Raw genomic sequence first — 12817 nt, 5'->3', positions numbered from 1 at the left:
GGCAAAGGAACAGCTCCGCGTCCTGCTCTCCTCCGGCTCGCTCGAGGAGGGCGGCGACCACCTGCGGATCCTCGGGGGCCTGGTCGAGGCGGCACCGATGCGAAAGGCGAAGCGCCTCCTGCACACCGTGAAGCGGTGGTGGAACGAGATCGAGGTCCTGATCACCACCGGGGCGACCACTGCCAAGGTCGAGGCGAACAACACCGCGATCAAGAACATCGAACGCACTGGACGCGGCTCCCGCAACCCGGAGGACTACCGGTCGCGTATCCTGCTCAGGCGCGCCGCTCAGACAGCGGCGTGACACTCTTCCCAGCAGGACCGTTCCCCCGGAAACGCGAAGAGATGCAAGCCCGCATACGGGGACCGTTTCGCGCCGCGCACCTCCCCGCACCGAACGAGGTTCCTGCTCGCATGCAGCGGAGGGGTTGTGGAGAGCGACCTCCGATCCGACGGGTGACCACGAGGCCCCGCGGCGAACGAGCTGGGCCAGCAGGCAAAGCGGGCGGACGGAGGACTCAAAACAGGCTCGTCCCAGCATCTGCGCTTGAGACAGGACGCACGGTGGACTAGCCAGCAGCTTCGACTTCCAGGTGGGAGAAATCAAGTATTCCACCTACTTCCACCTGCCAACAGGCATGCTGGGTCGTTCCTCACCAGATCGTGAAACCGCCGTCCACCAGAAGGTCGATCCCTGTCACGAAGGATGCGGCCTCGCTTAGCAGGAATGCCACCGGTCCGACAATATCGTCGGGAACGGCATTGCGCGCCAGCGGCGTTTCCTTCGCGTATCCTTCCATTGCGTTGGCCTGTTCCGGCCGTTGAGTCATTGGGGTCTTGGTATAGCCGGGGCTGACGCTGTTGACCCGGATTCCCCTATCTGCCCATTCCCATGCCAAGCTCCGTCCCAGTTGAACTACTCCGGCCTTGGCTGCATTGTAGTGGGCCTGGTAGAGGCCGCGATTGGCAATCCTGGCAGACATCGAGGCGATATTCACGATCGATCCACCGCCTGCCCTGAACATTGATGAGGCCTCCGCCTGGCAGGAGAAGAAGACTCCTGTCAGATCGACATCGATGACCTTCTGCCATTGGGTCGAGGGCATCACTTCGCCACGCTCTGCATTTGCAATCCCTGCAGCATTCACCGCGGCGCTAACCGGCCCCAGATCTCCTTCGATGCGCTGGACCGCCCCATCCAAGCCAGTCCTGTCAGTCACGTCTACCGCAACTGCAAGTCCCTTTCCTCCCGAACGCTTGATCTCCGCAGCCACCCCCTCGAGATCGGAACCCCCCAGATCCACACAGCCAACGGCGGCCCCGAGCCCGGCGAGCCCGACAGCAGTCGCTCGACCGATTCCACTGGCGGCTCCCGTCACCACCGCGACTCGGCCGCTGAGATCGAATTTCGACAACTCCATCGTCACAATTTTCCTCCAATTTCAAGCTGCACGGAGCTAGCCCGCCAGCGCCGAAACGAGTGCGGCTTTGCTGGCTGTGCAGGCTTCGTCCTAGAACGGTTCGAACCAATCCGTCTCCGCCGCCGCCTTCCGGCGGTATCCTCATGTGCTCGCTGGGACGCTGGAGCCTTATCGATGAGGAAGGCGTTTCGGCTTGGCGCTTTGTCACCGCAACGTCGACATCTTCCGATGCTCGGTTCGACATGGAGCCGAGTCTCGGCGGAGGGCCCAGGTCAAGGCGTCGGAGGGAAGGAGGTGTGCGGAGATTCCTTTGGTCACATATGTGATGAGGTTCACGTGTGTTCGAGTGAAACCCACACTCCCCAAGGAAGTCAAGAGCGGCACGAGGAGGTGCGCCTCGTCGCCCTGCCGGAAACTCGCCGGCCCGCTGCGCGGGCGCGCTCCCCGACAGCGTGCCCCCGCCGCAGCCCCGGCCCATCCTGGTCTTGGGCGCCTTTCCGGTGTGGCTGTCGTGGCTTCCGCAGCATCCGTGGGCGGCGCATTCGGGCGACGTGATGGACTCTTGGTGCGGATCCCCCGTTTCCCCCAGCCGCGGGCGGCCGTCGTTGACACTCCCAGATGACCTACGCCATACTTCCAAGTATGAATCACAAATGTGATAGATTTCACGATTGTGAGGTTTCCAATTCCACTGTTCCCCTCCTCCCCGCCGTGGACCTGTTGGTGGTCGGGGCAGGGGTGAACGGCCTGGCGATCGCCCGGGAGGCTGCGCTGCGCGGGTGGTCCACTGCCGTGGTCGACGGGGAGGACCTGGCTGCGGGAACCTCGTCCGCTTCCAGCAGGCTCGTCCATGGGGGGATCCGCTACCTGGAGAACATGGAGTTCCGGCTCGTGCGGGAATCGCTGCGGGAGCGGGAGCGCCTCCTGCGCTCGGCTCCCCACCTCGTCAGCCCCTACCCCCTGCTGATCCCCTTCTACGACCACAACCGCCGCCCTGCCTGGATGCTCCGGGTGGGAATGGCCCTGTACGACCTGCTCTCGTACGACAAGACGACGCCCCGGCACCGGCTGCTGTCAGCAAAGGATCTGGAGCGGGACTACCCGGGGCTCGAGAAGCGGGGGCTCCGGGGCGCAGCACTGTACTTCGACGCGCAGGCCGCCAACGCGGAGCGGCTCTGCATAGAGCAGGCCCTCGATGTGGTGGGGTTGGGAGGCCGTCTCAGCACACACACTCGTGTCGAACGCCTCTCCGAGACCCCGGAGGGGATCAGGGCAGAGCTGAGGGAGACGATCACGGGGCGAGCCATGACCCAGATCGCCTCCTCCGTGGTGAACGCAGCCGGCCCATGGGCCGACCGGCTCCTGGCGGAGGTGCCCGGGAGCCGTACCCGCCTGATCGGCGGCACGAAGGGCTCCCACTTCGCCGTCGGACCCTTCCCGGGGGCGCCCTCCACCGGCGTCCACTACGAGGCCGCAAGCGACGGGCGCGCTGTGCTGGTGCTCCCCCTGCCAGACGGGAACTACCTCATCGGTGCCACCGACATCTTCTTCGAAGGCGATCCCGCCGACGCGTCCATGAGCCGGGAGGAGATCTCCTACCTGCTCGGCGAAGTCAACCGTCTGATCCCCTCGGCCCACCTCGGGGAGGCAGACATCCTCTACACGGTTTCTGGGATCCGCCCCCTGCCCTTCACCCCCTCGGCGGGCTCTGCGGCCGAGGTCAGCCGGGACCACCACGTCGTGGCGGATCCGTGGATCCGCGGCCTCTTCAGCGTCACCGGAGGCAAGCTGACCACCCACCGGGCGCTCGGAGAGATGGCGATGGACGTGCTTGAGCGGAGCCGGCGCCCGGGCGGCCTCTGGGCCGGGCGCCTGCACAGGCTCGGGCGCCGCGCCCCCGCGACTGCCCTGAAGCTTCCGGGGGCCCGATGCGAGGACTGGCCTTCGTTCAGGCGCCGATTCCTGCGCTCCAGCGCCTTCGGCAAGGGCACCGCCGAACGCCTGCTCTCCCTGTACGGGATGCGGGCCGAGAGGGTGGAGCGCCTGGCGCGTGCCGAGCCGGCCTTGGCCCGGCCGCTCCCCGGATACCCCCACTCGCTCGGCGCCGAAGTCGTCCTCTCCGTCCGCGAGGAGTTCGCCCAGACCCTCATCGACGTGCTCGCCCGGCGGCTGGTGCTGTCCTGGTCCCCCGGCCTGGCCGAGGCCGCGGCTCCCGCCGCCGCCCGCCTGATGGGGGGCGAGCTCGGGTGGGACGAACGCCGCGAACAGGCAGAGGTCCAGGCCTACAGGGCATGGGCGAGCAAGCATCGAGCGCCCGAGCATGCGGAGCCTCCCGCAGTTCCGGCCCCCTCCGCCACCTGACCCAATCTGAGAGAACTGGAGAAGACAATGCCGCTTGTACCGCTGCCCGAGCTGCTCGAGCATGCCGAACAGAACAGATACGCCGTCGGATACTTCGAGTCCTGGGACGTGTACAGCCTCGAAGCCACCGTCGCGGCCGCCGAGGAGAACCGGTCCCCGGTCATCATCGGCATCGGCGGCCTCTCCGCCAACCATGGGTGGCTGAGGGAGCACGGAATCCACCTCTACGGGGCGGTCTCCGAGATGCTCGCCAAGAGGGCCGGCGTCCCGGTCGCGACGCTGTTCAACGAGGCCGACAGCTTCGCCGAGGCTGCCGGAGGCCTGGGCGCGGGCTTCAACTCGGTGATGATGCACACGCAGGGCTGGAGCCAGGACAGGCTCATCGCCGACACCGCCGCCCTCGTCGCGGCAGCCCACGCCGTCGACGTCGCGGTCGAGGGCGAGATCGGGGCCCTGGCCGAGGTCAAGGACGGGGTCCTGCAGGAAGCGGGGGCCTCCTACACCACTCCCGAAGCGGGCGAGACCTTCGTCCGCGAGACCAACGTGGACTGCCTGGCAGTGGCAGTCGGAAACGTCCACTTCGTCACCGGGGGCCACACCCCCACCGTCCAAGTCGACCTCATCAGGCAGATCCGGGACGCCGTCAAGGTCCCGCTCGTGCTGCACGGCGGGTCGGGCACCCCTGACGACCAGACCCGGCTGGCGGTCGCGGCCGGCATCACCAAAGTGAACGTCGGAACCCGGCTCAAGCACGTCTTCGGCCAGGCCCTCGCCCGGGAGCTGCAGGCCCCGGTGGAGGACCCGAACCTCGCCTTCGGCTCCCGCTTCGACGGCGACCTGAACTCCAGGGCGGCGGCCGCCCTCGCCCGCGAGATCCAGCGCCTCATGGACGTCTTCGGCTCCTCGGGGAAGGCATAGGCACGATGGGACAGCTTCTCACAGCAAGCCCGGACGCTGGCCTCTCCACCGGGGACGGCCTCCACCTCCTGGAGGAGATGGTCCTGATCCGCCAGTTCGAGCAGACCGCATACCTGCGTTACCTCCAGGGCGAGATACCGGGCACCCTGCACCAGTCCCAGGGCCAGGAGGCCGTGGCCGTGGGGGTGTGCTCACTGCTGCGCCGCGAGGACTGGATCACCTCCACCCACCGCCCCCACGGCCACGCCCTCGCCAAGGGCCTCGACCCCGGCGCTGCGATGGCAGAGATCTACGGCCGTGCCACGGGGTGCCTCGGCGGACGAGGGGGCTCGATGCACCTAGGCGACCCCGAACTCGGGATCCTCCCCTCGATCGCGATCGTGGGCGGCGGGATCACGATCGCCCCCGGCCTCGCCCACGCGCTCAAGCGCAAGGGGACCGACAACGTCGTGGTCTGCTTCTTCGGCGACGGTGCGGCGAACGAGGGCGCCTTCCACGAAGGGGTCAACTATGCCGCCGCGTTCGACCTCCCCGTCGTGTTCGTGTGCGAGAACAACATGTACGGCGCCTCCACGCCCTTCCACGAGACCACCCGCAACACCAACGTCGCCTCCCGCGGCCAGGCCTACGGCATCCCCTTCGAGCAGGCCGACGGCATGGACGTCCTCGCCGTCCGCTCCGCCACCGAGCGGGCACTCGAGGTCGCCCGCAGCGGCCAGGGCCCGGTCCTGCTGGAGTTCCTCACCTACCGCTATGTCGGCCACAGCCGCGGGGACGCCCGCGGCTACCGCACCAAGGAAGAGGAAGCGCTCTGGGGCGCCAAGGACCCGATCAAGGCCTTCGGAGCAAGGCTGGTGGAAGAGGGCATCGCCGACGAGGACCAGGTGAAGGAGGCCGCCTCCCGGGCCAAGAAGCGGATCGCCGCCGCGCTCAAGCACGCCCAGCAGGCACCGTGGCCCGACCCAGCCGAAGCCCTCGCCCCCCGGATCGTCTACGGGAACCCGCCCCAGGAGGCCGAGGCCGCCGGGCCGCTCGGGGAGGGGCCGGATGAACGGACGATCTCCATCGCGGAGTCCATCCGCGAAGCCCTCTTCGGCGAGCTCGCATCAGATCCCTCGCTCGTTCTCCTGGGAGAGGACGTGGGCGTCCCCGGCGGCTTCGGCGGCGCGTTCGGCATCTACCAGGGCCTGGCCGAGGAATACGGCCGGGACCGGGTGATCGACACCCCGATCAGCGAGAAGGCGATCATCGGGGCGGCGATCGGCGCCGCGGTCGGAGGGCTGCGCACCCTGCCGGACCTCCAGTACGCCGACTTCGTCTTCGAGGCCATGGACGAGCTGGTCAACGAGGCCGCCAAGCAGCGGTACATGTCCAACGGCAAGCTGACCATTCCGATGGTCCTGCGGTGCCCAGTCGGGGCATCCCAGCGCGGCGCCCAGCACTCCCAGTGCCCGGAGAGCTTCTTCATGCACGTCCCCGGCCTCAAGGTCCTGTGCATCTCCGACCCCTACACGGCCAAGGGCGCCCTCACGGCCGCCCTGCGCGACCCGGACCCCGTGCTGGTCTTCGAGCACAAGCTGCTGTACGGCGCCAAGCGGAAGGAGGCCGGATCGATCGACACCAAGGCCTTCGTCCCGCAGGAGAACTTCACCCTGCCCATCGGGCAGGCCCGCATCAGGCGCAGGGGCAGGGACGCGACTGTCCTGGCCACCTTCACCGAGCTCTACGCAGCCCTCGAGATCGCGGAGAGGCTCTCGGCGGAGGGAATCGAGCTCGAAGTCGTCGACCCGGTCTGGCTGTCCCCCTTCGACTGGAAGACGGTGACCGAGAGCGTCAGGCGCACCGGCAGGCTCGTCATCGCCCACGAAGCCCACCTCACCGGAGGGTGGGGCGCCGAAGTGAGCGCCCGGATCGGCCAGGAGCTCTTCGGGCACCTCAAGGCCCCCATCCAGCGGATCGCCAGCCGGGACATCCCGATGCCGTTCTCCCCGCCCCTGGAGGAATCGGTGCTGCCCCAGCCCTCCCAGATCGAGGCGGCCATCCGGAACGTCCTCTCCCACGACCGCCACTGACGGACAAGGAACAGCCATGGAAGCTATCGTCATGCCAGCCCTCGGACAGACCAGCGATGAGAACTACATCCAGGAATGGCTCGTCGAAGAGGGCCAGGAAGTCGAGATGGGCCAGCCGCTCCTGAGCGTGGAAACCGACAAGGCCCAGCTCGAGGTGGAATGCGTCGCCGACGGGACCCTCCTGAAGATCGTCGCCCCCGCCGGCTCCACGGTCAGCGCCGGCACCGTCATCGCCTACATCGGCGACGAAGGAGAGGCAGTGCCCCAATAGCCCCGCTTGTCGAGGAAGCCACCCCGGTGCCGGGAGCTGCTGCGGCAGGGACCGCGGCCCCGGCACCGGGAAGCAGAGAGGAGAGAGACCTTGGCAGCGCCCGAAACTGTCATAGCGCTCGACTGCGGCACCCAGTCGGTTCGCGCCCTGCTCATCGACCCGGACACCGGCCGCCAGCGGGTCGCCGCCAGCGAGGGCCTCACGCTGAAGACCCCGGGCCCGCACCGCGTCGAAATCGACCCCGATGCGGTGCTCGGCGCCTGCACCCGGGTCCTGAGGAAAGCAGCCGCCCAGGCCCCCGACGCCCTCTGCATCGGGGTGACCAACATGCGGGAGACGGCGTTCGCATGGTCACGGAAGGACGGCAGGCCGGTCCACGACGGAATCATGTGGATGTCCCAGCAGAGCCAGGGCATCGTCGACCGGTGGGACGCCGACGGGACCGCGGAGCTAATCCACAAGGTCAGCGGGCTGAGGAACCACTCGTTCTTCTTCGGGTCCAAGGTCGCCTGGCTCTTCGACACCGAACCGCGCCTGAAGGCCCTCGCCGCAACCGGCGAGCTCGCCGTCGGAACCCTGGACTCCTGGCTCCTGTACTCCCTCACCGGGGGCTCCGTGCACGCCACCGACGTCTCGAACGCCTCCCGCTACCAGCTCCTGAACCTCTCCTCCCTGGAATGGGACCCGGCCCTGTCGGAGGCCCTGGGCATCCCCGCCGCAGCGCTGCCGGCGCTGCGGAGCACCTCGGCCCACTTCGGCCTCACCGACCCCGCGGCGGCCGGAGCCCGCATCCCCATCACCGCCATGGCCGGAGACCAGCAGGCCTCCCTGATGGGGCACGGCTGCAGGGACCGCGGGGCCGCCAAGGCGACCTTCGGGACCTCGGGAGTGGTCAACGTCAACATCGGCGACGAGCCCGTCTGGGACGGCGGCCTCGTGACCTCGGTCGCCTGGTCCTCGCCCGGGCAGCGAGCCGTCTACGAGATGGAGGGATCCTCCTTCCACTGCGGCTACACCCTCTCCTGGCTCACGCGGATGCACGCCCTGCCGTCCCTGCCGGACGTCGTAGACCGCTCCCCGCTGGAGGCGGAGGACCGCGTCTACCTCGTCCCGTCCTTCACCGAGCTCGGCGCGCCCCGCTGGCCGAAGGGGTCCGGGGCCATCATCGGAGGCCTTCGGATGGACACGACCCCGGCGGACGTGGTCAGGGCGGGCATCGAGAGCATGGCCTTCGGGGCCTTCGACCTCCTCGATGCCGTCCCACCCTCGGCCGGACGGCGCGGTGTCCTCTCGGTCGACGGGGGTGGGGCGAACAGCGACTACCTCTGCCAGCTCATGGCGGACCTCACCGGCTCGGACGTGGTCCGCCCCCAGAACCGGGAACTGACCGCCCTGGGCATCGCCCGGATGGCGGCGAGGACCATCGGCCGGGACATCCACGCCCAGGACGAGGAAGGCCGCCGGTTCAGTCCCTCTCCCCAGCGCTCATACGCCCTCGAGGGCTTCTCCCGATGGAAGGACCTCATCGGGCGCAACCTCTGACCCTCCCCGGGAGCGGCCAATGCCTCTGCGCCGATAGGATTGAGCCCTGCAGCGAAAGGAGCAGACGTGGCCAGACTAAGCGCCGAACGGCTGGCCCATGCCGCCTTCCTGTACTACGTCCAGGGCATGTCCCAGATGGAGGTGGCGCACGCACTGGGCGTCACGCGCTCCAATGTCTCCCGGATGCTCAGCGCCGCCAGGGAGCAGTACATCGTCAGGTTCGAGATCTCCTACCCGCTGGACCGGGATCCCCTGCTCGAGCAGAGGCTCCTGTCCCGGTTCTCCCACGACGGCGTCCGCGAGGTCGTCGTCGTCCCCGCCCGGGAGACGGGCGTGGGACGAGAGAGCCACGGCCTCCTCGCCGTCGGCCAGGCCGCATGCAACTGGCTCGACAGGAACCTCAAGGACGGCCAGGTCCTCGGGCTCTCCTGGGGCAGGACGACCGAGGCAATGGTCGACAGCGCCCACTTCAGCCGACGCGTCGACGTCGAAGTCGTCCAGGTCGCCGGCGAGCTCAGCATCGACTCCCGGTTCTCCGGGCATGACCTCGTCCGCAACCTGGCCGAGAAGCTCGGCGGGCGCTACCAGTACTTCAACGCCCCCGCCACCACGCCCGACGAAGCCACCGCCTCGGCCCTGTCCCAGACGCAGCAGGTCGCCCAGGCCCTCTCCGCCGCCCGCGCGTCCGACGTGGCCGTGCTCGGCATCGGCCAGTACGGGATGGGCAGCTCCGAACTGTTCCTCCAGCGCGCCGGGGCGTCCGCCGCCGAGCTGAAGGAGGCCCAGGACCACGGGGCAGTCGGGCAGATCTCCGGCCGCTTCTACGACAGCGAGGGAAGGCAGCTCGACCTTGCCGTCAACCGGCGCATCCTGTCCCTGGACCTTGAGGACCTGAAGCAGATACCCACCGTCGTCGGGGTGGCCAGCGGGGAGCGCAAGGCCCAGGCGGTCAGGGCCGCCATCCGAGGCGGCCTCGTCCACGTCCTGGTCCTCGACAGCCCCCTCGCCCTGGCCCTCGAACAGCTCTGACCCCGCCTGCGCCGCCCAGCCTCGACCCACCTGCTGAACCATTGACACCCGTAGTCCAGGCCACTAGCCTGAATTCACGAAAGTGATTACTATCACAAATGTGCATCCGCTCGGCGTCGTACTCCGACGGAGGCCGATGGAGGCCAACCCGGAGAAAGGCAGGACGATGGCCCCCTTGCTGCTGGGAATCGACTTCGGCACCGGAGGCGCCAAGGCATGCATCATGGACGCCGAGGGCCACGTCCTGGCCTATGCCTACCGCGAGTACCCCATCTCCCACCGCAGGCCGGGCTGGTCCGAGCACGACCCCGAGACCTACTGGCGTGCCACCTGTGAGCTGGTCGGCGAGGTCCTCCGCGAGAGCCGCAGCCTGCCCGAGCAGATCGCCGGCGCCGCCATCTCCAGCGCCCTGCCCTCGATGGTCCTGGTCGACGAGCAGATCCGGCCGGTGGCACCGGCCCTGAACCTCATGGACCGCCGTGCCACCGAGGAAGTCCTCCTCATCCGGGAGACCCTCGGCGACGCCCTCATCGAGGAGGTCACGGCCAACCGGATCGAGGACCACCCCAGCATCGTCAACCTGCTCTGGTACAAGCGGAACGAGCCCGATACGTACAGCAGGACGCACAAGGCACTCACGATCGACGGGTTCATCGTCGCCCGGCTCACCGGCCAGACCACCCTCAACGTCAGCTCCGCCGCGTTCTACGGTGTCGCCTACGACATCCGCAACAGCACCTTCCGCCCCGAGCTCCTCGAGCGGATCGGCGTCCTCCCCGACCTGATCCCCCGACTCTGCGACTGCACCGAGGTAATCGGGGAAGTCAGCGCGGCCGCCGCCGAAGCGACCGGGCTGCTGGCCGGGACCCCAGTCGTCGGCGGCCAGGTCGACTGCAATGCCGGATGGATAGCGGGGGGAGCAGTGGAGCCCGGGGACGCCCAGGTGAACCTCGGCACGAGCGGAGTCCTGGGGGTGGTCCACCAGAACATGGACTACCTCAGCTCCCCCGAGGGCCTCAGAATGGTCAACATCCCCTACACCACCTCGCCCCGGGACACCTTCTCCGCCGTCGCAGTAACGACCACCGGGGGTCAGGCCCTCCGGTACCTCAGGGACACCTTCGGCCGGCTCGAGACAGACGTCGAGCGCATGCTCGGCGTCAGCTCCTACGACCTGCTCACGCTCCAGGCCCGGGACATCCCTGCCGGCAGCGCAGGACTCATAGCCCTGCCCTATCTCATGGGGGAACGCTCCCCCATCTGGGACACCTCCGCACGCGGCGTCCTCTTCGGCCTCTCCCTGCACCACACCCGCGGCCACATCTTCCGGGCCTTCATGGAAGGAGTCGCCTACGCCCTCTTCGACTCCTTCTCGGTCCTGCGCCGCACAGGGATCAAGATCAACGAACCGATCGTGTTCAACGAGGGCGGTGCCAAGAGCGAGGTCTGGCGCAAGATCATCACCGACGTCTTCGGCTTGCCGACCGCCCTCGTCGCCGACAGGACCGGAGCCCCCCGCGGGGACGCGATCCTCGCCGGAGTCGGAGTCGGCATCCTCCCCGACTTCAAAGCCACAGCAGAGTGGAGCAGCTATCGCGATCACCTCGAGCCGGACCCACGGAACCACGAGGTCTACGCCGAGTACTTCGAACTCTACAAGGACCTGTACCCGTCGCTCCAAAGCCACTTCGCGGCGCTCCGCTCGATAGGACTGCGCCAGAAGTGATCCAGGAAGGAAATTCCGTTCTGCGGCCCGTCCCTTCACCATCCCCGATTCTGATCCCTACCGGGCTACCAGGTGCACTCCAAGGCCCCGAATCCTGCCCCATGCAGGGCAGACTCGGCCCCGATGCGACGGTCGGCACGGCCCTGGGATGATGCAGCGCAACCCGGGGCATGCGTGGTGAACCGCACGGGCGCGATGACCATCCCGATGACAATCCAGTACATGCTCGGAGAGATCCCTGCATCCCAACGCCCGCCGGTAGAACTCCACAGCCTGCGAGGCGGCCCTCACTGTCAGCCCCGGAGCGGGGGCAAAGCGGAGCCGGGGCCGCGGCGGCCTGGCCCCGAGGAACGTCGACCACCCCGAGTGTGGTGTGGATTGCGGGCGAAGCTGATCCTCAGGACCAGGTTGACGCCCGTCCTTCTAGGGTTTCGTTCCTCAGAGCCGACCGCGACCTTGCATTCCTCAGCGTCACGACCCATCGTTGAGCGACACCGCGTGGAGGGGATCAACAGGAGGTTCCCTTGCTGGTCTTCTCGGAGGCTGTGGGAGCATTCGCTGCGACCAACGCCGATGACTTCGTCCTGCTCGTAGTGCTCTTCACCGCGTTCGTCAGGGGCCCGGAGGCCGCTCGCCGGATCTGGGTGGGCCAGTTCGTCGGCATAGGCGCGCTGACAGCCGTGTCCCTCGCGATCGCTCGCAGTCTTGAGGGCGTCCCACTCGTATGGGTCGGGCTTCTCGGCCTCGCACCGCTGGCCATCGGCCTGTATGCGCTCCTCAAACCGAAAGGACGGGCATCGGAAAGGACCTCCACTCGCTTTGGAAGCACGGTCACATCCGTAGCCCTCATGACCGTGGCGAACGGAGCCGACAACATCACTGCCTATGTGCCCCTCTTCAGGGTCATGACCACGTCGGCGAGCCTGGCCACCATCGCGGTCTTCGCCGTGATGACCGCACTCTGGTGCCTCGCAGCATGCTGGATCAGCAGCCGTCCGGTCGCCGTCCACCTGACGAGGCGTATCGCTCCCCATGTCGTCCCTTTCCTCTACATCCTCATCGGCCTCGTGATCCTGGGACGCTCGGCCCTCGAATCCCTCAGCTGACGCTCATATCGCCACTGCGGCGACGGGCACCGAGGAAGGGGTGGCCTCGGGGGAAGTCCTCCGATGGATCGGACGCCTGCTGCTAGCAGCACACGCAATCGGGCACTGATGTTCCCGTCGCGGTCCTCTCGAAGCCGGTTCGGCAGACGACTGGGAACGAAGATGGATTCCACCCTGACTCCCTCTCAAAGGTGGCCGACCGCTGAGCCTGGCGTGGGTTTTCGGGGCGTTGAAGTCCAAAATTCCCTTTTGCGGCAGTTCTGGGCGAGGGTCTAGGAGCGGTGAACCGCCTTGCGGGAGCGGATCGTGTCGGGCGGACGCTAGTCCGGCTGGTCGGCGGGCTGTCGGGTGATGAACCCGGCCATTCCGGG

At 67.9% G+C, this 12817-nt stretch carries 10 protein-coding genes; 9 read left to right on the top strand and 1 reads right to left on the bottom strand.

Translation table 11 applies throughout. The features are described 5' to 3' along the window. On the top strand, nt 1-304 hold a 304-nt coding region (locus tag V7053_RS14985; RefSeq protein WP_334173068.1), incomplete at its 5' end, for a transposase. A gap of 349 nt (nt 305-653) precedes the next feature. Here the strand turns inward: V7053_RS14985 and V7053_RS14980 are convergent. Then, nucleotides 654-1421, bottom strand: coding sequence for an SDR family oxidoreductase (locus V7053_RS14980; protein WP_334173069.1), 768 nt, complete (start codon nt 1419-1421; stop codon nt 654-656). A gap of 711 nt (nt 1422-2132) precedes the next feature. Here V7053_RS14980 and V7053_RS14975 point away from each other — a divergent pair. The 8 genes from V7053_RS14975 to V7053_RS14940 all read left to right on the top strand — a co-directional run bounded on the left by V7053_RS14975 (nt 2133) and on the right by V7053_RS14940 (nt 12446). Then, entirely contained in the window at nt 2133-3782 is a 1650-nt protein-coding gene (locus V7053_RS14975; RefSeq protein ID WP_334173067.1) for a glycerol-3-phosphate dehydrogenase/oxidase, read from the top strand. A 27-nt stretch (nt 3783-3809) separates the two neighbouring features. Next, nucleotides 3810-4700, top strand: coding sequence for a class II fructose-bisphosphate aldolase (locus V7053_RS14970; RefSeq protein WP_334173066.1), 891 nt, complete (start codon nt 3810-3812; stop codon nt 4698-4700). Nucleotides 4701-4705: 5 nt separating this feature from the next. After that, on the top strand, nt 4706-6772 hold the full coding sequence (locus tag V7053_RS14965) for an alpha-ketoacid dehydrogenase subunit alpha/beta (RefSeq protein ID WP_334173065.1): 2067 nt from the start codon (nt 4706-4708) through the stop codon (nt 6770-6772). A 16-nt stretch (nt 6773-6788) separates the two neighbouring features. Further along, a complete protein-coding gene (locus V7053_RS14960; RefSeq protein WP_334173064.1) occupies nt 6789-7043 on the top strand; it encodes a biotin/lipoyl-containing protein in 255 nt (84 codons plus the stop codon). Between the two features lie 90 nt (nt 7044-7133). Then, nucleotides 7134-8585 (top strand): FGGY family carbohydrate kinase, encoded by a 1452-nt coding sequence (locus V7053_RS14955; protein WP_334173063.1) that lies wholly within the window; start codon nt 7134-7136, stop codon nt 8583-8585. A gap of 66 nt (nt 8586-8651) precedes the next feature. After that, a complete protein-coding gene (locus tag V7053_RS14950) occupies nt 8652-9614 on the top strand; it encodes a sugar-binding transcriptional regulator (RefSeq protein ID WP_334173062.1) in 963 nt (320 codons plus the stop codon). A gap of 166 nt (nt 9615-9780) precedes the next feature. After that, nucleotides 9781-11340, top strand: a complete 1560-nt coding sequence (locus V7053_RS14945; RefSeq protein WP_334173061.1) for an FGGY-family carbohydrate kinase — start codon at nt 9781-9783, stop codon at nt 11338-11340. 524 nt (nt 11341-11864) lie between these two features. Beyond that, nucleotides 11865-12446 (top strand): cadmium resistance transporter, encoded by a 582-nt coding sequence (locus V7053_RS14940; protein WP_334173060.1) that lies wholly within the window; start codon nt 11865-11867, stop codon nt 12444-12446. Nucleotides 12447-12817: the final 371 nt, after the last annotated feature.

The organism is Sinomonas sp., assembly GCF_036848755.1.
In the GTDB taxonomy this organism is placed as follows: Bacteria; Actinomycetota; Actinomycetes; order Actinomycetales; family Micrococcaceae; genus Sinomonas.
This window is presented reverse-complemented; position numbering and strand designations above follow the sequence as displayed.